We start from the raw sequence: 25071 nt of genomic DNA, 5'->3' as shown, positions 1-25071 counted from the left end.
CACGCGCGGGGGCCCGCCGCTATGGTCCCGCGCCTGGTTCAAGGGTTTTAATCGAGTGGCCGACATCTTTGATGAGCTGAATGAGGACCTCCGGGCCGAGCGCGCGCGCGGGTTGGCACGGCGCTACGGCGCCATGGGAGCCGGCGTGCTGGTGGTCGTGTTGATCGGCGTTGGTGGCTGGCAGGGCTGGAAGTGGCAGCAGTCCCGCCAGGCCGAGGCGGCGTCCGGCCCATATCTGGCGGCCACTGGCGTGCTGACGCCGGGTGCCCAGCGCGGCCAGCCGACCGATCCGGACGCGTTCGCGAAGATTGCGGCCACGGCGCCAACCGGCTACCGCACGCTGGCCGAACTGCAGGAGGCCGCTTTGCGCTGGTCGGCCGGCGATACCGCCAAGGCCCTGGCGTTGTGGGATAAGGTCGGCACGGACGGTGATAGCCCGATGCTGCGCGACCTCGGCAACCTGCTATGGGCGCAGCATTCGATCGATGCTGGCGACCCGTCCGCGATCGCCGCGCGCACATCCAAGCTGCAGGCCCAGGCGAACCCGTGGCGTCCGCTGGCGCAGGAAGTGGATGCAATGGTGGCGATTCGCCAGGACGATAAAGATAAGGCGACCCGGCTGTTGCGCACCCTGGTGGCGGACCCTGCCGCCGCCGACGGCCTGCGCCGCCGGGCTAGCGAGTTGCTGGTCGTGCTGGGTGCCCCGCCGGAGGCCCGCGGATGAGCCGTTCCCCCGATTTCAGCCGGCGCGTGCTGCTGCGCACGGTGTCGCTGGCGCCTATCGCGGTGCTGGCCGGCTGTAACACGCTCGACGATCTGTTCGAATCGGACAAGCCGCCCCTGCCGGGCAAGCGCGAGGCCGTTATCATCACGACCCGCGGCATGCAGGTCGACCCGTCCGACCATCGTCCGGTGAACCTTCCGGCCCCTGTGCTGAATGCCGAATGGCCGCAGTCCGGCGGCGGGCCGGCCCATGTGATGGGCAATGTGGCGTTGGGTGATCTCAGCCAGCATTGGCGCCGCTCGATCGGGGAGGGCGGTGGCTATCGCCAGAAGATCACCGCTGCCCCTGTGATCGCCGGCGGCCGCGTGTATACGATGGATTCGGATGCCAGCGTGTCTGCCTTCGACCTCGCGAGCGGCTCGCGCCAATGGCGGGTGGATACGCAGGGCGAGAAGGACCGCAGCACCAATGTCGGCGGCGGCCTCGCCTTTGCCGCTGGCGTCGTGTTCGTGACGACCGGGCGCAGCGATGTGCTGGCGTTGGATCCGGCGACCGGCAAGACCAATTGGCGCGTGTCGATAGGCGCACCCGCGCGGTCTGCGCCCACGGTCGTGGATGGCCGACTGTTCGTGTCGACCATCGACGAGCGCCTGGTCGCCCTGTCGACGTCGGACGGCAAGCAGCTGTGGAATTATCAAGCCACAAGCTCCAGCACGATCGTGTTGGGGGAGCCGGCGCCGGCCTATGCGGATGGGCTGGTCGTAGCCGGGTTTGGCTCAGGCGACCTGGTGGCATTGCGCGCCGACACCGGCACCCTGGCGTGGAGCGATAGCTTGGCGGCAGCCCGTGGGCGCAATAGCATGGCCGACTTGTCCGCTATCCGCGCCCTGCCGGTGATCGTGGACAACGTCGTCTACGCGATCGGCGTCGGCGGCCTGTTCCTGGCGTTGGACTTGCGCTCTGGTCGCCGTCTTTGGGAGCGTGAGGCCGCCGGGCAGAACACACCCTGCATCGCTGGCGACTGGATCTTCGTGCTGACGCTGGACCAGCAGATCGCCTGCCTCAGCAAGGCCGATGGCCGCATTCGCTGGATGACGCAATTGGCCCGATACGAGGACCCGGCGAAGTCGCGCGACCCGATTTTCTGGACAGGCCCGCTGCTGGGTGGCCAATACCTGTATCTCGCCGGCTCGACCGAGAAGTTGACGGCGGTGAATCCGCAGACTGGCGAGGTTCTGGGCCAGCAGGATCTGCCAGATGCAGTGTCGGTCGGCTTGGTCGCAGCAGGGGGTAAGCTGTTCGTCGTGACGGATGATGCCTCCCTAACAGCGTTCGGTTAGAGCGATGCTTCCCGTCGTCGTCATCGCTGGACGGCCAAATGTCGGGAAGAGCACGCTGTTCAACCGACTGGCCGGCCGCCGTTTCGCGCTGGTTGCCGACACGCCCGGCGTCACCCGCGACCGCAAGGACGCCACGGCCGAACTGCGTGGCCGGACCGTCCGCCTGGTCGACACCGCCGGACTGGAGGAAAGCGCACCCGACAGCCTGTATGGCCGCATGCGCGCGAGTTCGGAGGCGGCGGTTGCCGGCGCCGACCTGGTGGTGTTCGTGGTCGATGCCCGGACTGGCATTACGCCAGCCGACGAGCACTTCGCCGCATGGCTCCGCCGGCAGGGTCGGCCAGTGCTGCTGGTCGCCAACAAGGCGGAGGGCAGGGGCGGCGCGCAGGCGGCGATGGAAGGCTTTAGCCTCGGTCTTGGGCAGCCGCTGGCGGTTTCTGCGGAGCATGGCGAGGGCCTTGCGGATCTGATGGGCGAAATTGCCGATCGCTTGCCTGCTAGGCAGGAGGATGAGGACGGCCTGAATCGTCCGTTGCGCTTGGCTGTCGTTGGCCGGCCCAATGCGGGCAAATCCACCCTGCTGAACCGCATGCTTGGCGAGGAGCGGATGATCACCGGCCCGGAACCAGGGCTGACCCGGGATTCCGTCGCCGTCCGCTTCTCCGACGAAGAGGGGCCGATCGAGTTGGTCGATACCGCGGGCCTGCGCAAGAAGGCGCGGATCGAGGTGGGGCTGGAGAAGATGAGCACCTCGTCCACCATCGAAGCGCTGAAGATGGCGGAGGTCGTCGTGCTCTGCATTGATGCGGTGGACGGCATTCACGAGCAGGACCTGCAGATTGCGCGCCTGATCGAGCGTGAGGGCCGCGGCTGCGTGATCGCGCTGAACAAATGGGACGCGGTCGCGGACCGGAACGAAGCGCGCAAAGGCGTCAGCGACCGGTTGGAAACCAGTCTGGCGCAGATGAAGGGCATTCCGGTGGTCACCCTGTCGGCCATGACCGGTGCCGGGGTGGATAAGCTGCTGCCCGCCGTGCGCCGAATCCACACCATCTGGAACACCCGCGTGCCCACCGGCGAACTAAACCGGTGGTTCGAAGCCGCTCTGGAACGGCACGCCGCGCCGTTGGTGGACGGCCGCCGCTTGAAGCTGCGCTACACCACCCAGGCGAAGGCGCGACCGCCGACCTTCATTATCTTCGGCACCAGGGCGGAACAAACTCCGGAAGATTATCGCCGCTATTTGGTCAATGGGTTACGCGATAGTTTTAACTTGCCCGGCACCCCTATCCGACTGCAGTTCCGCGGAACGAAGAACCCCTACGCCGACGAGTAAACGACCTGGGGTCAATCCGATCCACTTGCTGCAGCCGCTGGCGAAACCCGAGGCGTTCTGATCGGACCGGGGTGAACAGCCACCGGGTCTGATCCGCTAAGGCGAGGTCGCCTTTTGCACGCTGTTGCCGGCCCGCTGCAGAGCACTCCCGGTAGCATCGCCCGCCCGCCCGAGCGCGTTTCCCGTAGCGACGCCTGCATTGTCCAGCGAGTCGCCGACGCGCTGTCCCACTGCTGGCGGGGAGGCGGAACCGTTGCATCCGGCAAGCCCCAGGGCGAGGCATCCCGCAAGTATACGTAATTTGATCACTGGGTTGGTGCTCCGCTACCCCCTCACGGGTCAACGTGACGCGGTGCGCTGGGTTCAGATTGTTCTTTCCAGCCGCGGCCGGTTTCGCCACAGTCGGCACCATAACGAACTGCCGCAAAGGCAGCGTATTGCAGGGAATGTTCGATGGATTTGGAAGCAAGGACCCTTCGCCGGGTAACGCTGCGGTTGGTACCGTTTCTGGTGCTGTGTTACTTCGTCGCCTATCTGGACCGGGTGAACGTCGGCTTCGCCAAGCTGACCATGAGCAAAGACCTGGGCCTGTCCGAGACGGCGTTCGGCTTAGGCGCCGGCATCTTCTTCATCGCGTATTTCCTGTTCGAAGTCCCCTCGAACCTGTTCTTGGAGCGGTTCGGCGCGCGGAAATGGATTGCGCGGATCATGTTCAGCTGGGGCCTGCTGTCCGGCGCGATGGCGTTTATCGGTGGTGAAACCAGCTTTTATGTCGTGCGCGTGCTGCTGGGCTTTGCCGAGGCCGGCTTCTTCCCCGGCATCATCTTCTTCCTGACGCTGTGGTTTCCGGCGAAGGAGCGGGCGCGCATCATCGGCCTGTTCATGGCGGCCATTCCCCTGTCCTCCGTCATCGGTGCGCCGGTGTCGGGTGCGCTGCTGGGATTGGATGGTTGGATGGGCATGCATGGTTGGCAGTGGTTGTATATTCTGGAGGCCGCGCCCGCCCTGGTTCTGTCCGTCGTGGTGTTGTTCTACCTCACCGACAAGCCGGCCGATGCGACCTGGCTTGCCGCGGATGAGCAGGCGTGGCTGATCAACCGTCTGGCGACCGAACAGAAGGTCCGCGAAGCCGCCCGGCACTACAGCGTGTGGCAGGCCTTGACCGACCCACGTGTGCTGGCGGTGTCGCTGGTCTATTTCGGCGCGGTCGCCTGTAATTATGGCTTCAGCTTCTTCCTGCCGACCATCGTGAAAGGCTTCGGCCTCAGCAACCTGCAGACCGGCTTCGTCGTTGCGCTGCCGTATATCGTCGGAACGGTCGGGATGGTGCTGTGGGGCCGGCGGTCCGATCTGAAGCAGGAGCGGAAGGGCCATGCGGCAATCGCCCTGTTCATCGCCGCCGCCGGTATCGGCGCCTCGACGATGTTCGACGATCCGCTGGTCAAGATGGTGGCGTTCACTGTCGCTGGGTTCGGAATCTTCGCCTCGCTGCCCGTCATCTGGACGCTGCCCACCGCCTACCTTTCCGGCCCGGCTGCCGCCGGCGGGATCGCAGTGGTGAACTCCATCGGCAATCTATCGGGTTTCTTTGGCCCCTATGCCATGGGCTACATCAAAGATGCGACCGGCAGCTATAACGGCGGGCTGTGGACCCTGGCTGCGGCCGGCTTCGTGGCAATGGTCATCGTCATGGCGCTGCGACACGATTCCAGCCTGGAACAGGCGCCGAGCGGCAGGATCATGCCTGCAGAGTGATGCAAATCTGGCAGAGTGACGTGCTAGTTCACGTTAACCAAACTCTGCCAAATTGCGTCGACTGGAGGGGCCAGCTTGCCGAAACTGCGATCGCTGGAGATGCTTCGGGCGGTGGCGGCGCTGCTGGTCGTGCTGTTCCACACCCAGTTTATCTTCGGCATCCGGTCGGGTCACGTGCCGTTCGGCGGTTGGTTTGCCGCCGGCAACCGTGGCGTCGACCTGTTTTTCGTGCTCAGCGGCTTCATCATCGCCTACGTGCATGGGGCCGATATCGGCCGCCCGGTTCGGTTGGGGAACTACGTCTACAACCGGCTCGTGCGGATCTATCCCTCGGTCTGGATTATGACCGTGCCGGCGATCGCCCTTTATTCCCTCGGCTTTGGAGGGCCGGATAAGATTGGCAAGCTGGCCCCATCCGCGCTGGTGGCAAGCACGTTATTGCTGCCCCAGCTTGGTGACGCGCTGGTAAACGTCACCTGGACGTTAACCTACGAACTTTTCTTCTACGCCGTGTTCGCCGTCATCATCATCAACCGGACGATGGGGCTGGCGCTGCTGCTCGCATGGCAGGTCGCCACACTGTTGCTGACGCTAAGCGGGGCGGAGTTGGGTCTGGCAGGTTACTACCTGCGTTCGATCTGTCTGGAATTTGCCGTCGGGCTAGGATGCGCCTGGTGGCTGCGCCGTGCATCCAACCTGCTGCCGGCGCCGGTCTGGAATGCCGTGCTGCTGACGGGCATTGGGGCGTTCGTAGTCGGAATGGCGCGGAACGATCACCCGGAATGGGCCGGGATTGCCTGTGCGCTCGGCGCAGGGGCGATCGTGGTATCGCTGGTCCGGTTGGAGCAGGCGGGCCGCATTCGCGTGCCGGGCGTCCTGATGCTGCTGGGGCAGGCGTCGTACTCGATCTACCTGGTCCATTTCTCCGTAGTCACGTTGATGGCAGGCATAGTCATGCGGCTGAACCTGCCCGTCACCAACGTGCTGTGCCTGGCCTGCGCTGGCTGCGGAGTACTCGCCGGGGTTGCATTCGACCGCTGGTTGGACCGACCAATCCAGCAGAGATTGCAGCAGACGAAACGGGTTCTGCTGCGTCCCCGGCTGACCGCCGCGCATCCGAAGGCGGGGGTCTAAGCCACCGTGACGATCGCACCGTGCCGCTGCTCGGTCGCGGCACACAGGGCAACGAGCGGATCGGCCACATCCTCCGGTTGGCGCAGCTTGGCAGGGTTTTCACCCGGCATTGCCTCCTTGCGTAGCCGGGTTGCGACCGGGCCGGGGTCGAACAGGTTTACCCGGCAGGTCGTGTCCTCCGTCTCGTGCGCCCAGGACAGCACCAGATGCTGCATCGCTGCCTTGGTGGCACCATACAGGCCCCAGTACGCCCGCGGGTTGGCCACCAACGCATCGGTGACGAACACGGCACGCCCGGCGCTGCTCGCCAGCAGCAACGGGCCGCAGGTGCGGATCAGCCGCCAAGCCGCCTCCATATTCACCGCCGCCGTGGCCGTGTAGTCCCGTGGCAGGATGTGCGGCGCTGGGGTGAGCTTTCCCAGCGACCCGGCGGCGTGGATCAGCGCGTCCAGCCTGCCAAACCGCTCGAACAGGCTAGGGCCGACGGTATCCAGCACGTCGCCCTCCGCCAGATCCAGCGGCAACAGGGTCGCGGTGCCGCCGGCGGCGCGGATCGCGTCGTCGGTTTCTTCCAGGCCACCCTGGGTGCGGGCCGTTATCACCACATGCGTCCCGGTTTTCGCCAGGGCGATCGCCGCAGCAGCCCCGATTCCGCGGCTCGCCCCGGTGACGAAAGCAACGCGACCCGTCAACGCCGGGTCACTGGCCGGGTAGCAGGCTGAGCTGACGCTCTGCCTCATTGGTCATGTCCGACAGGCTGATCGGGTAGTCGCCGGTAAAGCAGGCGTCGCAATAGGCCGGTTGCGCGCCACGCCCGCCAGCCTTGCCCAGCGCCTCGTACAGCCCGTCGATGCTGATGAAGGCTAGGGTGTCGGCGCCGATCAGCTTGGCCATCTCGGCGACGTCATGCCGCGCGGCCAGCAGCTTGCCACGTTCCGGCGTGTCGATGCCGTAGAAGCAGGAATGTGTCGTCGGCGGGGAGGAGATGCGCATGTGCACCTCCGCGGCGCCGGCCTGTCTCACCATTTCCACGATCTTGCGGCTGGTGGTCCCGCGCACGATCGAGTCGTCCACAAGGATGACGCGCTTGCCCTTCAGCACGGCTCGGTTTGCGGAGTGCTTCAGCTTCACGCCCAAGTTGCGGATCTGGTCAGTCGGCTCGATGAAAGTGCGACCGACATAGTGATTGCGGATGATGCCAAGCTCGAAGGGTAGGCCACTCGCCTCGGCGTAGCCCATGGCAGAGGGCACGCCTGAATCCGGCACCGGCACCACCACATCCGCCGGCACCGCCGATTCGCGGGCGAGGGCCTCACCAATGCGCTTGCGGGCTTCGTAGACGGGCATGCCCTCGACGACCGAGTCGGGACGGGCGAAATAGATATATTCGAACACGCAGAACCGGTCGCTCGCCGGGCTGAATGGCTTGATGCTGTGAACGCCCTTGTCGTTGATGATAACGATCTCGCCCGGCTCCACGTCCCGGACGAATTCAGCCCCCACAATGTCCAGCGCGCAGGTTTCGGAGGCCAGGACCCAGCCGCCATTATTGCGCTCGTTGCCGCCAATGCGCCCCAGGATCAGGGGACGAACGCCATGCGGGTCGCGGACGCCCATCAGCGCGTCGTTGGAGAGGCATACCAGGGAGTAGGCGCCGACGACCTGCTTCAGCGCGTCGATCAGACGGTCCACCACGGTGGAATACAGGCTGATGGCGATGAGGTGAACGAACACCTCGCTATCGGTGGTGGACTGGAACAGGCAGCCGCGACGCACGAGGGCGCGTTTCAGCGCCATCGCGTTGGTCAGGTTACCGTTATGCGAGACCGCTAGGCCACCGAACTCGAAATCGGCATAGAGTGGCTGCACGTTGCGCAGAATCGTCTCGCCGGTCGTGGCATATCGGTTGTGCCCGACTGCGGTCGGGCCCTGCAGTGACGAGATGACCCGCGCATCGCCGAATGTATCCGCGACCAGGCCGAGGCCGCGGTGCTGGTGGAATTTCTGCCCGTCGAAGCTAACGATGCCCGTGGCTTCCTGCCCACGATGCTGCAGCGCGTGCAGGCCCAGCGCGGTGAGCGCCGCGGCGTCTGGCACATTCCAGACACCGAAAACTCCACATTCCTCGTGCGGCTTGTCGTCGTCAAAACGGTCCGGCAGCATGAGCGACACTCCTACAGGCGCGGCGGCGGTGAGCCGAGCGCGCGGCCTACGGGGTTGGCATGTAGCAGATCTGCCGAACTCGCGGGCCGATCGGTCGGCGGGACGGGCAGCGCCGGCCGATACTCCGGCGGCAGACGTTGTACGACCCAGACCGATCCGACATAGATGGATGGTAAGGTGCGCGCTGCCAACACTTCATTGGGCCAGCGGTCCACCGGTTCGACCACACCAGCTATGAGATAGGCAGCGATCATCAACACCGCACCGCGGGCCAGCCCGAAGACCAGGCCCAGCGTGCGGTCCAATCCACCGAGCGCCGACTTGCGTACAGCACCGCCCAACATGCGCGCAATCAGCGACAGGATGATCAGCACGACCAGGAAAACCGCGCCGAACGCTACTGGATCCGCGATGTCCGGGTTTTCGATGGAGCGGCGGGCAATGCCTTGAACTTGCGGGAAGAACCAGATCGCAGCGATGACGGCGCCGACCCAGGCGATCAGCCCGAAAACCTCCCGCACCATCCCGCGCAGGAATCCGAGCATGCCAGAAAAGGCAATCACCGCCAGGATGGCGACATCGACCCAGTTCATGCGAAGAGGCTCTGGTTAACCAACAAGCTCGAACACAATCTCCTGCGCTCCACTCCACAGCACAGATTTACCCAAAGCCGGCAGATTCTCCAGCCCTTCAGTGACGGTGAGGAAGTGGTTTCCGGCGAGAACGCCAACCTTGCTGGCGAATTGGACGCTGCCATAGGCCAACAGGATCTCCGTCTCACTGACGCCGCCTGGGTGCAGAATGATTTGGCCCGGCGCCGGGTAGCTGGTCGGATTCTCGTAGCCGAGGCCGAGGTCGAGGTCACCTAACGGAATCCAGCAGGCCTCACCGCTCCAACGCACATGGATAACGCGCTCGCGGTAGGGTAGCAGGCTGCGGAATTTGGCCACAGTGCGGGGGGCAGATGCCTCGAACCGGGCGCCGAAGGTGAAAGCGCCGGCTGTGATGCGTAGGTCGGTCATGATGGCGCTCCTCGTAACGGGTGGCATGTGACTGGTCTAGCGGATCATGACGCAACCCTACACGTCTGCGCACATTGTGGTGTGGATGCATCGGAGATCCAGAGTTTGCAACGACGCGACCTACTCGCCGCCGCCGCCGCCTTGCCCGCGGTACTGGCAGCGCGGCCCAGCCTGGCCGCCCCTGACACCGGCACCGCCTTCTCCGCCGCCACCGTGCGCGACGCGGCGCGGGATCTCGCCTCCAGGCCCTTTCAGGCGCAGGAAACCGGCCTGCCGGGGTATCTCGCCAATATTGGCTACGACCAATACCGCATGCTCCGCTTCGACAAGCGGCATGCGCTGTGGCGGGACACGAAGCTGCCGTGGCAGGTGGAATTCTTCCATCGAGGCTCGATCTACAAGGGCCGCATCGACGTCAATGAGGTCGTGGACGGTCGCAGTGCCCCGGTGCGCTACAATCCGGAGGAATTCAGCTTCGGTAGCGTGCAGCGCCCAACCAACGAGGATCTCGGCTATGCGGGGTTCCGGCTGCATGCGCCGCTGAACCGGCCGGATTATTTCGACGAGGTCGCCGCGTTTCTCGGCGCGAGCTATTTCCGGGCGGTGGCGAAAGGGCTCGGCTACGGCCTGTCGGCCCGGGGCCTGGCGATCAAGACGGCGGACCCGGGCGGCGAGGAATTTCCATATTTCAAGACATTCTGGATCGAACGTCCGAAGCCGGGGAAGGTGGCGCAGCCGATCACGGTGTATGCGCTGCTGGACAGCCAAAGTGCGGCTGCCGCCTTCAAGTTCGTGATTTCGCCGGGCGTGGACACGGTGTTCGAAACGACCGTGACGCTGTTTCCCCGGGTCGACATCGACCAGGCCGGCATCGCGCCATTGACCAGCATGTTCCTGTTCGACGGCAATGAACGCAATCGCGTGGATGATTGGCGCCCGGCGGTCCACGACTCGGATGGGCTGCTGATGCTGACCGGGCGCGGTGAGACGCTGTGGCGGCAACTGGACAACCCCACCCGGCTGCAGGTGAGCAGTTTCATGGACAAATCCCCGAAGGGATTCGGCCTGCAGCAGCGCAAACGCAGCTTCGCCGGCTACGAGGATATCGAGTCACGATACGAAAACCGCCCCTGCGCCTGGATCGAGCCTATCGGCGACTGGGGCGAGGGTTCGGTGATGCTGGTGGAGATCCCGTCCGATAAAGAGGTGAACGACAACATCGTCGCGTTTTGGCGGCCGAAATCGAAGCTGCAGGCGGGGGTGGCGTATAATTACGCCTACAGGCTGCATTGGTGTGCCGCGCCGCCGGTGAAAGGGCTGCCGACGCCGTTCACCAACACCATGGTTGGGCCGGGGCCGGATGGGTCGCGGTTGGTCGTGCTGGATCTGGCGCCGTTGAAGCCCGGCATCACACCGAAGCTGGATGTCACGAACGACAAGGGCCAGCTGCGCAACCTAACGTCGACCGAGATTCCCGGGGTCGGCTGGCGCATCAGCTTCGAGCTGGTGCCGGGCCGCGAGACGGCGATCGAACTGCACGGCCGGCTGATGGCTGGCGATACCCCGCTCACCGAGACCTGGTTGTATCGATGGACCACATAAGTCCGGACTCCCCCGCGGCGCTGCCGCTGGAGACGCCGCTGGACATGCCAGTGCAGGCGCTGCGTGGCCCGGCGGCGCCGCGGATGCGACCTGTGGGCAAGGCGCCTCATCTGGTGTGGCTTCGCCGGCTGGTCGTGATCGTTCCCGCGATCGCGATGACGGTGCAGGCGGCGCGGGAGATGGCGGCGGTGCTGGACTCCGGCGGTATCACCACGCTGATCGTGGTGCTGATGGTCCTGTTCGTGGCGCTGTTCGCCTGGATTGCACTGTCGTTCACCAGTTCGGTGGCCGGGTTCATATCCTGCCTGTTCCGTGGCGGGCGCCGGCTGGGAATCGGGCTGCGGACTCCGCTACCAAGCTTGGGCATACGCACGGCGCTGTTGATGCCGACCTATAACGAACAGCCTTCCCGGGTGATGGCAGGGCTGGAGGCGATCCAGCTGTCGTTGCGGGAAACCGGGCAGGGTAGCCAGTTCGATACCTTCATCCTCAGCGACACGACGGATGCCGATGTGTGGGTGGCGGAGGAGGCGGCGTTCCTTGCCCTGCGCGACCGGCTGGGCTCGGGGTCGCGGGTGTTTTATCGCCGCCGCCCGATCAATACCGAGCGGAAGGCTGGCAACATCGCCGACTGGGTGCGGCGCTGGGGCGGCGGCTACCCGCAATTCCTGATCCTGGACGCCGATAGCGTGATGACCGGCGACGCCCTGGTGCGGCTGGCGGCCGCGATGGAGCAGCATCTGGAAGTGGGTCTGATCCAGACACTGCCGACGATTGCCAACGGCAACAGCCTGTTTGCCCGGATGCAGCAGTTTGCCGGGCGGGTGTACGGGCCGGTGATCGCGCATGGCATCGCCTGGTGGCACGGGGCGGAGGGCAATTACTGGGGCCATAATGCGATGATCCGCACGGTGGCGTTTGCCGAGCAGGCCGGCTTGCCGCTGCTGCGGGGGCGCAAGCCGTTCGGCGGCCACATCCTCAGCCACGATTTCGTCGAGGCGGCGCTGATCCGGCGGGGCGGCTGGGCAGTGCATATGGTGCCGGGTTTGCCGGGGTCATATGAGGAGAGCCCGCCCTCCTTGCCGGATCTGGCGGTGCGGGACCGGCGGTGGTGCCAGGGGAATTTGCAACATATCGCGGTGCTGCCGTCGCGGGGGCTGCATTGGGTGAGCCGGATGCATCTGCTGACGGGGATCGGGTCCTACATCACCGCGCCGATGTGGCTGGCGTTCATCCTTGTCGGGATCTTGATCTCGTTGCAGTCGCGGTTCATTCGGCCGGATTATTTCCCGAACGGGAAGTCGTTGTTTCCGACCTGGCCGATCATCGACCCGGAGCGTGCGAAGCTGGTGTTCATCGGCACTATGGCGCTGCTGCTGGCGCCGAAGCTGCTGGCCTATATCGCCCTGCTGTTCGATAGCCGGATGCGGCGCGGCTGTGGCGGGGCGATCCGGGCCATGTTTTCCCTGCTGCTGGAGACGGTGATTGCCGGGCTGCTGGCACCGGTGACGATGCTGACGCAGTCATTGGACGTGTTCGCCATCCTGTTGGGGCGGGACTCCGGCTGGAACGCGCAGCGCCGCGACGATGGCAGTATTCCGTTCGGCATGATTGCGCGGCTGTATGCCTGGCACACGCTGTTCGGCATATCGCTGGCTGTCGCGTCGTTCCTGGTGTCGCCCTATCTGCTGGCCTGGATGTCGCCCGTGGTGATCGGCCAGGCCCTCGCGATCCCGCTGGTGTTGGTCACGGGCAGCGCCGGCATTGGGCGTGGGTTACGCCGGATCGGGTTGCTGCGGATCCCGGAGGAGGTGGCGCCCCCGCCCGTGCTGGTCATGGCGGTCGCGCGCGCCCGCGAGATGGGTGATGGGCCTACCCCGGAGGCAATGCGCCGCCTGCGCGATGACCCGGCGCTGTGGGCCGCGCATGTCCGGATGCTGCCGCCGACGCGGCGTCGCTCCGAGGATGCCGGGCTGGCGACCGGCCTGGCGAAGCTGGAGGAGGCTGACACACTTGAAGCCGCCGCCGCGGCGATGACCCGCGGCGAGAAGGCAGCCGTGCTGGGCAGCGCCGCCGGGTTGGATCGGCTGGGCCAGATGGCCTAGCCCTTGCCGGTGAACGCGGCCACCAGCTCCGCCAGATGACCCATCTCGTTGAGGCGCAAGCCGGGGAGCACCGCCGGCTTGCGCCCGCCCTGGGCTAGGCGACGCGGCAGGCACGCGGCGGCAAAGCCCAGTTTTTGCGCCTCTTTCAGCCGGGCGTCGGCCTGCGCTACCTGCCGCACCTCGCCCGACAGCCCGATCTCGCCGAAATAGACCGTGCCGGCGTCGGTCGGCGTTTCCGTCGCGGCGGAGGCGAGGGCGGCGGCGACGGCCAAATCTGCTGCCGGCTCGATCACGCGCAGACCGCCTGCGACGTTAAGATACACGTCGTGGCTGGACAGGCGCAGCCCGGCGCGGCTGTCCAACACCGCCAGCATCATGTTCAGCCGCCCGCTATCCCAGCCGATGACCGAGCGGCGCGGCGATCCGCCGGCGTTGGGGGATAGCAGGGCCTGCACCTCGACCAGAACCGGTCGCGTGCCCTCTAGCCCGGCGAACACGGCTGACCCGGCGATGTTGCCCCGGCGCTCCGCCAGGAACAGGGCGGAGGGGTTGGGAACTTCCGCCAGCCCCGTTTCGGTCATGGCGAAGACGCCGATCTCGTCGGTGGCGCCGAAGCGGTTCTTCACCCCGCGCAGGATGCGGAATTGGTGGCCTCGATCGCCCTCGAAATACAGCACTGCGTCGACCATGTGCTCCAGCACGCGCGGGCCGGCCAGGGCGCCGTCCTTCGTGACATGTCCCACGAGAACAAGGGCGAAACCGCGCGACTTCGCCAACCGGATCAGCTCGAACGAACAGGCGCGCACCTGGCTGACCGTGCCCGGTGCCGAATCGATCGTGTCCATCCACATGGTCTGGATCGAGTCGATCACCACGAGCGCGGCGTCCGTCGCCTGCTCCAGCGCCGCGGCGATATCGCGCACGTTGATGGTGGCAGCCAGTTCCAGCTTGGCATCCGACAGGCCAAGCCGCCGGGCGCGCAGGCGGACCTGGTCGATCGATTCTTCCCCGGTGATATACAGGACGCGCCGTCCGGCCCGGGCCAAGGATGCCGCTGCCTGAAGCAACAGCGTGGACTTGCCGATGCCCGGATCGCCGCCCACGAGCACCGCCGATGCGTTGACCAACCCGCCGCCCAGCACGCGATCCAGTTCGGCGATACCGGTTTGGGCGCGGGGCGGTGGCTCGGCGGTGCCTTGCAGGCCGACGAAGTCCAGCCGCGACGACTTGCCGCCGGCTTTCGGCGCGCCGGGGCGGTTTTCGATCGGCTCCTCGACGATCGTGTTCCACTCTTCGCAAGAATCGCACTTGCCCGACCATTTGCCCGTGACGGCACCGCAGGATTGGCAGACAAATCGATGGGTGGGTTTGGCCATGACGCAGCCATCCTCTGGCCCGCCCGGCCGGTCAAGCACTCGGGCGGCTGGGCAGAAGTTACCACCGAATACCCTAGGGAGAACCGCGATGGCTGATCCAAAATCCCCCCCGCCGACACAGGCCGACGAGGACGCGTTGGACGAGTCGCTGGACGAGAGCTTCCCTGCAAGCGACCCGCCGTCCCAGACCGACCCGGCACACAGCGGCAATGGGACAAAACCCGCCTAGGTGTTCCGTCCAAGGCGGGACCAGCCCCTTGCCATCTTCCTGGCCGGGCTTGCGGGTTACGTCGACGCCATCGGCTTCCTATGGCTCGGCGGCGTCTTCATCTCGTTCATGAGCGGTAATTCCACCCAGATGGGGGTGGAGTTGAGCAGCCCCGATTGGGCACACGCAGCGGTTCCGCTGGGCATCGTTGGCCTGTTTGTCGTAGGCGTGATCCTGGCCACGCTGCTGCGCCGGGTCGTACGTGGCGGCAGGGCCGCGGTGATGACGCTGGTTACGGCCCTGCTGACCATGGCGGGCGCGCTGCAGGCGTTCGGCCAGACCACACTGGCGATCTGTGCTGCCACGCTGGCCATGGGCGTGGAGAACAGCGTGTTCGAGCATGACGGCGAGGTCAGCGTCGGGTTGACCTACATGACCGGCACGCTGGTGAAGATGGCGCAGCATATGGCGAGCGCGATGATGGGGGGCCCGCCGCTCGGCTGGGTGCCCAATTTTCTGCGCTGGCTGGGCCTGGTGGCGGGTGCGGTGATTGGCGGGTTCGTGTTCCGCCAACTTGGCCTGGGAGCACTATGGCCGGCCGCAGCGGTGGCGGCGGTGCTGACGGTGGTGACCTTCGTGCAGGCGGAGGACTGAGCCGCCGGCTACTTGCGCAATTCCATCTGGATCGGGCCGTCGCGGCGGCCGTGGGTGAACTGGTCCACGACCTCGTTGCCGCTTTGCAGCAGGTCGGCAGCGGGGCCGGTCCAGACGATCTTGCCACGGTGGAGCATGGCGGCGCGGTCGCCGATGCGCACGGCGCTCGCCATGTCGTGGGTGATGGCGACGGCGGTCGAGCCAAGGCGTTTGACGCAATCCACGATAAGACCGTCGATGACGGCGCCCATGATTGGGTCCAGCCCGGTGGTCGGCTCGTCGAAGAACAGGATGCTCGGCTGCGCGGCAATGGCACGGGCGAGGCCGACACGCTTCTGCATGCCGCCGGAGAGTTCGGCCGGGGACAGGTCACCGACGCTCGCGGCGAGGCCGACCTGGCTCAGCACTTCGCCGGCGCGCTTGCGGGCGTCGTCACGGCTCATCTTCTGCTGCGCCAGCAGGCCGAATGCGACGTTTTCCCAAACCGGGATGCTGTCGAACAGCGCGCCGGCCTGAAACAGCATGCCGATCTGGCGGTTCAGCGTTTCCCGCTCGTGCCGGCTCATCGTGAGGATGTTGCGGCCGTCGATCTCGATCGTGCCTTCGTCGGGCTCGACCAGGCCGAGGATGGATTTCAGCAGGACGGACTTGCCGGTCCCGGAGCCGCCGATCACCACCATCGAGGTGCCTGGCATCACGTCCAGGTCAACGCCGTCCAGCACTTGCTTGTCGCCGAAGCGCTTGCGCAGCCCGCGGATGCGGATCTTGGGGATCGGGTCAGTGGGCAAAGAACAACTCCGTCAGCACGTAGTCGCCCGCCAGGATCATGATGGAGGCCATCACCACGGCCGATGTGGTCGCGGCGCCAACGCCCTGCGCGCCACCCTTGCTGTTATAGCCATGAAAGCAGCCCATGAGCGCGATGAGGAAGCCGAACACCGCGGCCTTGGCCAGCCCGCTGACGACGTCGTTGGTGGTGACGAAGTTGAACGTGTTGTTCAGGTAGGCAGACGGACTGAGCCCCAGTTTCACAGTGGCAACCAGATACCCGCCAGCAACGCCCAGTATGTCGGCCACAACGACTAACAGCGGCAACGCCAACGTGCCGGCCAGCAGGCGAGGGGCCACCAGGTATTTCATCGGGTTAGTGGACAATGTACCCAGCGCATCGATCTGGTCGGTCACGCGCATGGTGCCGAGTTCGGCCGCCATCGCCGCACCCACACGGCCCGCCACCATCAGCCCGGCCAGCACCGGACCCAACTCCCGCACCACCGAGAGCACGACGATGGAGGCGACCGCGCCCTCCGCATTGAAGCGGGAGAAGCCGGTGTAGGATTGCAGCGCGATCACCATGCCGGAGAACACCGCCGTCAGCGCCACCACCGGCAGGCTGAAATAGGCGAATTCCAGGAACGCCCGCAGGAACATGCGCCCGTAATAAGGCGGGCGGACGATGTGGGACACGCCTTCCGCCCCGAACAGGGCGACGGCGCCGGTGGTGCGGCAGATGGCGAACGCTGCGCGGCCGATGGCCGCCAGCCAGTCGAGCACGATCACAGATAGACGCGCTTATAACGACGCCCGAGCGAGGTCAGGATTTCGTAGCCGTTGGTGCCGGCCTCCGCAGCCAGCGCATCCACGCCGCCGGGCCCGATCATGTCTAGCCAATGGCCGGCCGCGAGGCCGGGTACTTCCGTCACGTCAAAGGTGGAGAGGTCCATAGATACGCGACCTACCAGCGGCACGGGCTGGTCGTCAAAATACGCGGTGGCGCGGTGGCTGAGCGAACGAAGATAGCCATCGGCATAACCGACCGACACCGTTGCGATCCGGCTGGGCCGCACGGCGGTCCATTGGCCATTATAGCCAACGCTCTCCCCCTGCGGCACGTCCCGCACGTGCAGCACCCGGGCGCGCAGGCGCACCACGGAACGCTGCGGGTTCGGCTGGCCCGGTGTTGGGTTCACTCCATACAGCGCGGCCCCCGGCCGAGACAGCTCGGAGTCGAAGTCCGCCCCCAGGAACAGGCCGGAGGAGTTGGCGAGGGAGCGGGGCATCGCCGGTAGCCGGGCGCAGGCGGCAGCGAAGCGGATGCGCTGCGTCTCGTTGATCGCATCGGCTGGGCATTCGGAGGAGACGAGGTGCGTCATCACGTAGCGCATCGTCAGCCCGCCGAGGCGTGCCGGGTCGGCGGCGAGGACCTCCAACTCCGACGCATCCAGGCCCAGCCGGTTCATGCCGGTGTCGATGTGCAGGATGGCGGGCAGGGCGCGGCCGTTCTGGCGGGCATGGGCGGCCCAGCGATCCACCTCGTCCAGCGTGCCCAGCACAGGGGTCAGGTCGTTGGCGGCGAAGTCTGTCTCCAGGCCGGGCCACAACCCGTTCAGCACCGCCAGCATGGCGCCGGGGATGAGGTCGCGGATGGCCATCGCCTCGGACGGATGGGCGGTGAAGAAATGACGGCACCCGGCGGCGTGCAGGGCCGGGGCGATCTTGGTGGCGCCCAAGCCGTAGGCGTCCGCCTTCACCACGCTGGCCGTCGGGCCGCGCCGCACCGATTGCCAATTGGCGACAACAGCAGCGGTGTCGATTTCGAGACAGGTCGGCCATAGGGAGTCGGCCGCGGGCGAAGCTGTCACGGGATCAGCTTCACCAGTTGCTTGCCGAAATTATGGCCCTTCAGCATGCCCATGAATGCCACCGGCGCACTGGCCAGGCCCTGTGCAATGCTTTCCCGGAATTTCAACGCGCCACTAGCGACCATCTCGCCCAATTCGGCGTGCGCCTGCGGCCAGACGTCCAGATGTTCGGAGATGATGAAGCCCTCGATCCTCAGGCGGGACACCAGGATCAGACGGGGATTGGCCATGATCATTGGGTGGCCGTCGTAGCCGGAGATGGCGCCGCATATCGCGATCCGGCCGAACGCGTTCATGTCCGCCATGACGGCGTCCAACACGACGCCGCCGACATTGTCGAAATAGCAGTCGATGCCGCTGGGCGCTGCGGCCTTCAGATCGGCCTCCAGCGCACCGGCCTTGTAGTCGACGCAGGCATCGAACCCCAACTCGTCCACCACGTAGCGGCATTTGTCCGCGCCGCCGGCGATGCCCACGACCCGGCAGCCATGCTTCTTGGCCAGTTGGCCGACCACACTGCCCACCGCGCCGCTGGCCGCACTCACCACCACGGTCTCGCCGGCCACCGGCTTGCACACATGCAGCAGCCCGTACCAGGCGGTGGCACCCGGCATGCCCACGCAGCCGATATAGGCGGAGAGGGGGACGCGGCTGGCATCCACCTTCTTCACGCCCGCGCCGTCGGTGGTGCCGTATTCCTGCCAGCCGAACCCAGCCGTTACCGTGTCGCCAACTGACCAGGCCGGATTGCGAGATTCGACGACCTTACCGGCGGTGGCGCCGACCATCACCTCGTTTAGGGCCTGGCAGGCGGTGTAGGATTTCGTCTCGTTCATGCGCCCGCGCATGTAGGGGTCCAGCGACAGGAAGTGATTGCGCACCCTGAACTGCCCTTCCACCAGCGGCGGCAACGGGGTTTCGACCAGGCGAAAATTTTCGGCGCTGACCGCACCGGTCGGCCGGCTGGCGAGCAGGATCTGGTGGTTGATCTCGGCCATTCGCGCACCCCGTGGTTTCGCCGGACGATAGCAGGAGCCGGCTACATGTCGCTATGGACGAGGTCCAGATCGGCGAAGCGGGTGAACTCACCCTCGAACAGCAGGTCGATCTTGCCAGTCGGGCCGTGGCGCTGCTTCTCGATCAGCAATTCGGCGCGGTTATGCACCCGCTCCATATCCTGCTGCCACTTGTCCATGGCGGCGTTGAACTTGTCATCCGAGTCGAACTGCGTCTGCTTCGGCCCGCGTTGTTGCAGATAATACTCGTCGCGATAGACGAACATGACGCAGTCCGCATCTTGCTCGATCGTGCCGGACTCACGCAGGTCGGAGAGCTGCGGCCGCTTATCCTCCCGCTGCTCTACCGCGCGGGAAAGCTGGGAGAGGGCGATGACCGGGACCGCCATCTCTTTCGCGATCGCCTTCAAACCCTGGGTGAACTGGCTGATCTCCAACACCCGGTTTTCTGGTCGCGTGCCGGCGGAGGGGCGCATCAGCTGCAGATAGTCGATGATGATGAGGCTCAACCCACTGGTCCGCTTCAGCCGCCTGCACCGCGTGCGCAGTGCCGATACCGAAATGCCGGGTGTTTCGTCGATATGAAGTGGCAAACCAGCGATCTCGCGGCTGACCTGCACGAAGCGGTCGAAGTCACGTTGGGCGATGTCGCCGCGCCGGATCTTGTCGCCGGAAACCCGTGCCTCCTCCGCTAGCAGACGAAGTGCGATCTGTTCCGCGCTCATTTCCAACGAAAAGAATGCGACGCTGCCCTTCGGCACGGCGTCGCCATTGCCGTTCGCTCGCGCCTCCGCCAGGAGGGACCGGGCGGCGCCGAATGCGATCTTGGTGGCAAGTGCTGTCTTGCCCATGCCGGGGCGGCCGGCCAGGACCATCAGGTCGGAGGGGTGCAGGCCACCCATCTTCTTGTCCAGGTCGCGCAGCCCGGTTGCCAGGCCGGATACGCCGCCGGGTCGGTGGAAGGCGCGTTCGGCGCCTTGGATGGCGGCGGTGAGCGCCTGTTCGAAGACGATGAAGCCGCCCGTGGTAACGCCCTTATCGGCGATGTCGAACAGTCGCTGCTCGGCTGCCTCCACCTGGGTCTTGCCGTCCATTTCCGGATCGGCGCCGAAGGCGTTGTTGACGACCTCCTCGCCGACATCGATCAACTGGCGGCGCAGCCAGGCGTCGTGGATCGCCCGGCCATACTCTCCGGCGTTGATGATGCCGACCATCGCCGTCAGCAATTGGCCCAGATAGGCGGTGCCACCCACATCATCCAGCACGCCGCTATGCTCGAACTCCGCCCGCAGGGTGATCGCGTCGGCCAACTGGCCGCTGTTCACCCGGCGATGGATGGCGGCGAAGATCCGGCCGTGCACCGGGTCGGCAAAATGCTCGGGCGCCAGGAATTCGGCCACCCGCTCATACGCTCGGTTATTCGCAAGCAGTGCGCCTAACAGCGCCTGCTCCGCCTGCATGTTAGAGGGCGGAATCCGCTGGGAGAGTCCGAGGAGAGGCGTGTCGATGCTATTCATGCGAGTCGCGAGCATAGACGAGTCGCAGCCAAACGGCACGCCCCGTGCCTGTGGATACCGGGTGTAGCTGTGGATAGTAACGGGGATAGTTTTGGCTAGTCGGCGTCCTCGCTCGCATTCTGAGACACTGGAGACAGCGCGCCATGTCCATGCTCCGCCTCCACAATGTAATCCCGGGTCAGCGGAACCGTGCGCAATTCGCGGGTTAGCTGCACTTGCCAGACCATATGGCCCATGCGGCGGAACGCGATCTCGCTAGCTGCCAAATAGAATTCGAACATGCGGCAAAATCGCTCGTCGTACATCGCCGCGGCCTCAACCCGCTTGGCCGCGAACCGGCGGCGCCAGTGGCGCAGCGTGTCGGCATAGTGCAGCCGCAGGATCTCCACATCCGTCGCAATCAGCTTGCTGCGTTCGACAGCCGGGAACACCTCCGACAGGGAAGGCGAATAGCCGCCCGGGAAGATGTACCGGTTGATCCAGGGATTGGTCGTGGAAGGCCGGTCCGACCGGCCGATCGCGTGGATCAACGACACGCCCGTGGGCGCAAGAAGCCGCCGGACGTGATGGAAGAACGTGTCGTAATGGTTGATGCCCACATGCTCGAACATGCCGACCGACACAATTCGGTCGAACGGCCCGATCAGGCTTGGATCGCGGTAATCGAGCAGTTCGAACTTCACCCGATCGCTCAGCCCGGCCTCTTGAGCCCGCTGGCGCGCCCGGGCCAGTTGCTCGGTGCTGAGCGTCACGCCGGTGACCCGGGCACCGTAGTCGCGGGCCAGCGTCAGCCCCATTCCACCCCAGCCGCAGCCGATGTCCAGTACCGTCAAGTCTGGGCGGTCCATCATCAGCTTGGCCGCGATGTGGCGCTTCTTGGCAATCTGCGCCTCTTCCAGCGTCTCGCTGCCGGTCGGGAAGTAGGCGCAGGAATATTGCCAGTCCTTGTCCAGAAACAAACCATACAATTTGTCGCCGAGGTCGTAATGATGCGCCACGTTGCGGCGTGATTGTGTGGCCGGGTTAAACTGCCCCACCGACGGAACGCCGTGCGGATCTTGTCCGCGATTTGCAGGCCGGGATGGGCCCCGGACGCGATCATGTTGTGGCCGAGAACGTCCAGCACGTCGTAGATTGTTCCGCCAAGGGGGCATAGTGTGCCATCCATGTAGCACTCCCCGACTGCCAAAGCGGGGTCCATAATCAGACGCCGAAGCGCCGTCGCCGTACGAATCTCTAGGCCGGCTTCGGGTCCTGCGGCGCCTGAATATGTGACGAGGCTGCCGTCCGGGTAACGGACAGAGAGACGGCCGCTGGTGACGTACCGTCGCAAGATCGTATCGAGAATAGACCGCATTGCACCTCACTCGGCCAACAAAAGCCGGGCAAGCATGAGCGCTCAACATTACGCCGTCAAAAACCTTTGGTCATCTAACGGTAACTATCTGTTATTCCGCAGGCAGGCCAAATCGGCCGGTCTGGCGCTTTGTTGGGCACCAAAACGGCATTTTGGCAGCTAGCTGGGCAGCGTGCCGGGCTCGGCGCCGGGCTCGAACAGCGCGGCGATCTCTTCGTCAGCCGCGGCATCCTCGTCCTCGGCATCCTGGCCGATGCGCTCGCCACGTGCCTGTTTCTCGGCTTCCTCGGGGCTGCGGGCCACGTTGGCCGTCACCGTGATCGAGACTTCCGGGTGCAGCACGACGCGCACCTTAGCCAGGCCGAGCGCCTTGATCGGGTGCTCGAGAATGACCTGCTGGCGGGTGACCGTCAGGCCGTCGGCCACGCACGCATCGGCCACGTCACGCACCGTAACGGAGCCATACAGGCTGCCTGAATCGCTGGCTTGGCGGATGATCACGACGGTCATCTGGCCGATACGCTCGGCAAAACGCTCGGCTTCCTCACGCTTGCGCAGGTTCTGCGCCTCGAGTTGGACACGCTGCGTCTCGAACGCCTCGCGGTTCGCCTTGTTGGCGCGGGTAGCCATCTTCTGCGGCAGTAGGTAGTTGCGGGCGAAGCCGGGCTTGACGCGGACGACATCGCCCATCTGCCCTAGCTTTTCGACCCGTTGCATCAGGATCAGTTCAACGGCGGCCATGATGGCTGCTCCTTAGGCCAGAATGTAGGGTAGCAGGGCGAGGGTGCGGGCGCGCTTGATCGCCTGCGCCAGCTCACGCTGCTTCTTTGCCGACACCGCTGTGATGCGGGAGGGCACGATCTTGCCGCGCTCGGACAAAAAGCGGGACAGCAGGCGCACATCCTTGTAGTCGATCTTCGGCGCATTCGGGCCAGAGAACGGGCAGGACTTGCGACGGCGATAGAACGGCCGGCGGGCACCAACCGCGGAGCGGCGGGCGGCGGGATTAACGTCGCTGTCGTTGGACGCAGCGGGATTCATGTCGGACATAGGGGCTTATTCCTCCCCGCCAGGGTTGAAACCACCGCGCTCGTCGCGGCCAAAATCATCACGCGCGCGGAATTCCTCGCGATCGTCGAAGCCACGCTTGCGGCCGCTCTCGAACCGGCCAGCCGGCTTGGGTCCACGGAACGAACGCTCGCGATCGTCGGACTTGCGCGACAGGATGGCGGACGGCTCGTCGTTGATCTCTTCGACGCGGATGGTCATGAAGCGCAGGATATCTTCGTTGAGGCCCAGCTGGCGCTCCATCTCGTTGATGGAAGCCGGCGGCGCATCGAGACCGAGAAGCATATAATGCCCCTTGCGGTTCTTTTTTATGCGGTATGCGAGTGAGCGCAGGCCCCAGTATTCCCGCTTCTTGATCGCCCCGCCTTCGCCCTCAAGTTGGGTGGCGATGGTATCGGCGACGGTTTCGACCTGCTGCTGCGTGACGTCGTTACGTGCAATAAGCACGCATTCGTATAATGGCATGTTCGGCCCTATGGCTGGATCGGCCCGGAAGTGGGCATAGCCAGGGCGCCGCCAAAGCGCCCCAGCAGGGAGGCGCGGTGTGAAGCACGGCCAGCCCGGGAATGCAAGGCTGCGCCGACAGGTTAGCAGAGTGAGTTAGTAGTATAACCCGCGATATCCGCCCCAAACACCCCAATCCCAGGCGAAATCGGTATTCAGCCGGGCTGCCTGCAATTGCGCCCCGGCGATCTGCCGCTGCACCATAATCTGCTGGTAACGGCCGAAAGCCGCCTGGCTGCCGACGTAGAGGCAGCGGCACAGTACTAGATCGGGGTAGAGGTAGGATACGTGTTCGCCCTCAATCCGCTGCGACAGGCGATTGGGCGGCAATTCCGCCAGCATCGTCTGACGGTCCTGAGTAGTGGCGGGCAGCACGGTGAAGCCTGCGGCGGACAGCAGGTTCTCCTGATCGCCCACCGCATCGCGCTGATAGGCGGCGCAGCCACTTAGCGCCATGGCGCAAAACAGGGCAACGATGCTTATCCGGATCATCTCGGCGTCCACCAAATAGGTTCAGTCACGAACCCTAGCGCCGCAGCCCCAGTCTGGTTCCGGCAGCTACAGCGTCTTCAGCAGCGCCTCGATCTCGGCCGGAGACCCGGCGGATGCCGTGCGAGCGTCCGGTGCCACCCGGCGGGCCAGGCCGGACAGCACTTTGCCGGCGCCCAATTCGATGAAGCTGTCGACGCCCAGGTCGACCGCCGCCAGCAGGCATTCGCGCCACCGCACGGTCCCGGTCACCTGCTTGACCAGAAGGGAGCGGATTTCCGCCGGGTCGGTCACCTTGGACGCCGACACATTGGCGATCAGCGGCACCAAGGGGCCTTGCACGGCCGCACCGTCCAGTGCCTCGGCCATGACGTCCGCCGCCGGACCCATCAACGAGCAGTGGAACGGCGCGGACACGGGGAGCAGCATCGCCCGTTTGATCCCGCGCGTCTTGGCAAGCTCCACCGCGCGTTCGACTGCGGTGCGGTGGCCGGAGATCACCACCTGGCCACCGCCATTGTCGTTTGCGGCCTCCACAACCTCACCCTCGGCCGCTTCGGCGCAGATGGCGCGGGCGGCCTCCAAATCAGTGCCCAGCAGGGCGGCCATGGCGCCTTCGCCGGCGGGGACGGCGCGCTGCATTGCCTCGCCACGCAGCCGCAGCAGCCGGGCGCTGTCGGACAGGGTCAGGCTGCCAGCGGCGGTTAAGGCGCTGTATTCGCCCAGCGAGTGCCCGGCGACCAGCGCCGCACTGCGCTTCAACGACAAGCCGCCCTCGGTCTCCAGCACCCGCAGCACGGCCATGGACACGGCCATCAGCGCGGGTTGCGTGTTTTCGGTCAGGATCAGGTCTTCGGCCGGGCCTTCGAACATCAGCTTGGACAGCTTCTGCTTCAGCGTGTCGTCGATCTCGTCGAAGACCTCGTGGGCGGCAGTGAAGGCGGCGGCCAGGTCCCGGCCCATGCCGACGGACTGGCTGCCCTGGCCGGGGAAGATGAATGCGTGCACGGGCATGGCGCTGGCGATCCAGGATATCGTTGGGGCGGCGGGGTATCGCGT

General features: G+C 65.5%; 24 protein-coding genes and 1 pseudogene. 9 read left to right on the top strand and 16 right to left on the bottom strand.

The annotated features are described in order from the left end of the window. Positions 1-55 precede the first annotated feature (55 nt). From GSQ76_RS24720 to GSQ76_RS24700, 5 genes are all read left to right on the top strand, one after another. Positions 56-724: a tetratricopeptide repeat protein gene (locus tag GSQ76_RS24720; protein ID WP_254070618.1), complete on the top strand. Its 669-nt coding sequence runs from the start codon at positions 56-58 to the stop codon at positions 722-724. Beyond that, entirely contained in the window at positions 721-2064 is a 1344-nt protein-coding gene (locus tag GSQ76_RS24715; protein ID WP_158746762.1) for a PQQ-binding-like beta-propeller repeat protein, read from the top strand. Before GSQ76_RS24720 ends, GSQ76_RS24715 begins: the two co-directional genes overlap by 4 nt. A gap of 4 nt (positions 2065-2068) precedes the next feature. Then, positions 2069-3400: a ribosome biogenesis GTPase Der gene (gene der / locus GSQ76_RS24710; RefSeq protein WP_158746761.1), complete on the top strand. Its 1332-nt coding sequence runs from the start codon at positions 2069-2071 to the stop codon at positions 3398-3400. Positions 3401-3853: 453 nt separating this feature from the next. Continuing rightward, entirely contained in the window at positions 3854-5155 is a 1302-nt protein-coding gene (locus GSQ76_RS24705; RefSeq protein WP_158746760.1) for an MFS transporter, read from the top strand. A gap of 75 nt (positions 5156-5230) precedes the next feature. Then, positions 5231-6289: an acyltransferase gene (locus GSQ76_RS24700; protein ID WP_158746759.1), complete on the top strand. Its 1059-nt coding sequence runs from the start codon at positions 5231-5233 to the stop codon at positions 6287-6289. On the opposite strand, the gene GSQ76_RS24695 is transcribed toward GSQ76_RS24700, so the two are convergent. From GSQ76_RS24695 to GSQ76_RS24680, 4 genes are read right to left on the bottom strand one after another with little or no spacing between them, the layout of a single operon-like run. Further along, on the bottom strand, positions 6286-7029 hold the full coding sequence (locus GSQ76_RS24695) for an SDR family NAD(P)-dependent oxidoreductase (RefSeq protein WP_158746758.1): 744 nt from the start codon (positions 7027-7029) through the stop codon (positions 6286-6288). The genes GSQ76_RS24700 and GSQ76_RS24695 overlap by 4 nt on opposite strands. After that, positions 6989-8452: an amidophosphoribosyltransferase gene (purF, locus tag GSQ76_RS24690; protein ID WP_158746757.1), complete on the bottom strand. Its 1464-nt coding sequence runs from the start codon at positions 8450-8452 to the stop codon at positions 6989-6991. The genes GSQ76_RS24695 and purF overlap by 41 nt, the downstream gene beginning before the upstream one ends. 11 nt (positions 8453-8463) lie before the next feature. Continuing rightward, positions 8464-9045 carry a CvpA family protein gene (locus tag GSQ76_RS24685; RefSeq protein WP_158746756.1) on the bottom strand — a complete coding sequence of 194 codons (582 nt, stop codon included), beginning with the start codon at positions 9043-9045 and terminating at the stop codon, positions 8464-8466. Positions 9046-9060: 15 nt separating this feature from the next. Then, positions 9061-9474, bottom strand: coding sequence for a DUF3830 family protein (locus GSQ76_RS24680; protein ID WP_158746755.1), 414 nt, complete (start codon positions 9472-9474; stop codon positions 9061-9063). A 105-nt stretch (positions 9475-9579) separates the two neighbouring features. Here GSQ76_RS24680 and GSQ76_RS24675 point away from each other — a divergent pair, with 105 nt between their 5' ends. Further along, entirely contained in the window at positions 9580-11076 is a 1497-nt protein-coding gene (locus tag GSQ76_RS24675) for a glucan biosynthesis protein (protein WP_158746754.1), read from the top strand. Further along, positions 11064-13181, top strand: a complete 2118-nt coding sequence (gene mdoH / locus GSQ76_RS24670; RefSeq protein WP_158746753.1) for a glucans biosynthesis glucosyltransferase MdoH — start codon at positions 11064-11066, stop codon at positions 13179-13181. The genes GSQ76_RS24675 and mdoH overlap by 13 nt, the downstream gene beginning before the upstream one ends. On the opposite strand, the gene radA is transcribed toward mdoH, so the two are convergent. Then, positions 13178-14557 carry a DNA repair protein RadA gene (gene radA, locus GSQ76_RS24665; protein WP_158746752.1) on the bottom strand — a complete coding sequence of 460 codons (1380 nt, stop codon included), beginning with the start codon at positions 14555-14557 and terminating at the stop codon, positions 13178-13180. The two genes, mdoH and radA, sit on opposite strands and share 4 nt — an antisense overlap. Before the next feature lie 88 nt (positions 14558-14645). Between radA and GSQ76_RS24660 the strand changes: the two genes are divergently transcribed. Next, positions 14646-14786, top strand: a complete 141-nt coding sequence (locus GSQ76_RS24660) for a hypothetical protein (protein ID WP_158746751.1) — start codon at positions 14646-14648, stop codon at positions 14784-14786. Continuing rightward, positions 14787-15419, top strand: a complete 633-nt coding sequence (locus tag GSQ76_RS24655) for a YoaK family protein (protein ID WP_158746750.1) — start codon at positions 14787-14789, stop codon at positions 15417-15419. It abuts the gene before it with no gap. 8 nt (positions 15420-15427) lie between these two features. On the opposite strand, the gene GSQ76_RS24650 is transcribed toward GSQ76_RS24655, so the two are convergent. From GSQ76_RS24650 to fabD, 11 genes and pseudogenes are all read right to left on the bottom strand, one after another. Continuing rightward, positions 15428-16207: an ABC transporter ATP-binding protein gene (locus tag GSQ76_RS24650; protein ID WP_254070617.1), complete on the bottom strand. Its 780-nt coding sequence runs from the start codon at positions 16205-16207 to the stop codon at positions 15428-15430. Beyond that, complete coding sequence (locus GSQ76_RS24645) at positions 16197-16976, bottom strand: ABC transporter permease (RefSeq protein ID WP_158746839.1); 780 nt, start codon at positions 16974-16976, stop codon at positions 16197-16199. Before GSQ76_RS24645 ends, GSQ76_RS24650 begins: the two co-directional genes overlap by 11 nt. After that, positions 16976-18061: an alanine racemase gene (alr, locus tag GSQ76_RS24640; protein ID WP_158746749.1), complete on the bottom strand. Its 1086-nt coding sequence runs from the start codon at positions 18059-18061 to the stop codon at positions 16976-16978. The genes GSQ76_RS24645 and alr overlap by 1 nt, the downstream gene beginning before the upstream one ends. Beyond that, positions 18058-19059 (bottom strand): NADP-dependent oxidoreductase, encoded by a 1002-nt coding sequence (locus tag GSQ76_RS24635; RefSeq protein ID WP_158746748.1) that lies wholly within the window; start codon positions 19057-19059, stop codon positions 18058-18060. The genes alr and GSQ76_RS24635 overlap by 4 nt, the downstream gene beginning before the upstream one ends. Positions 19060-19100: 41 nt before the next feature. Then, a complete protein-coding gene (locus tag GSQ76_RS24630) occupies positions 19101-20594 on the bottom strand; it encodes a replicative DNA helicase (protein WP_158746747.1) in 1494 nt (497 codons plus the stop codon). Positions 20595-20689: 95 nt separating this feature from the next. Then, positions 20690-21951, bottom strand: a pseudogene (locus GSQ76_RS24625) (class I SAM-dependent methyltransferase). Positions 21952-22110: 159 nt separating this feature from the next. Continuing rightward, entirely contained in the window at positions 22111-22692 is a 582-nt protein-coding gene (rplI, locus tag GSQ76_RS24620) for a 50S ribosomal protein L9 (RefSeq protein WP_158746746.1), read from the bottom strand. Positions 22693-22704: 12 nt separating this feature from the next. Next, on the bottom strand, positions 22705-22992 hold the full coding sequence (gene rpsR / locus GSQ76_RS24615) for a 30S ribosomal protein S18 (protein ID WP_158746838.1): 288 nt from the start codon (positions 22990-22992) through the stop codon (positions 22705-22707). A gap of 15 nt (positions 22993-23007) precedes the next feature. Beyond that, entirely contained in the window at positions 23008-23484 is a 477-nt protein-coding gene (gene rpsF, locus GSQ76_RS24610) for a 30S ribosomal protein S6 (RefSeq protein ID WP_158746745.1), read from the bottom strand. A 135-nt stretch (positions 23485-23619) separates the two neighbouring features. Beyond that, positions 23620-24015 (bottom strand): hypothetical protein, encoded by a 396-nt coding sequence (locus GSQ76_RS24605; RefSeq protein WP_158746744.1) that lies wholly within the window; start codon positions 24013-24015, stop codon positions 23620-23622. A 66-nt stretch (positions 24016-24081) separates the two neighbouring features. Continuing rightward, the gene (gene fabD / locus GSQ76_RS24600) at positions 24082-25026 is read right to left on the bottom strand and encodes an ACP S-malonyltransferase (RefSeq protein WP_158746743.1); all 945 of its coding nucleotides are present in this window, start codon (positions 25024-25026) and stop codon (positions 24082-24084) included. Positions 25027-25071: the final 45 nt, after the last annotated feature.

The organism is Acidisphaera sp. L21 (assembly GCF_009765685.1).
In the GTDB taxonomy this organism is placed as follows: domain Bacteria; phylum Pseudomonadota; class Alphaproteobacteria; order Acetobacterales; family Acetobacteraceae; genus LMUY01.
Note: the sequence above shows the minus strand (reverse complement) of the source record. Positions and strands in the feature narration are given on the sequence as shown.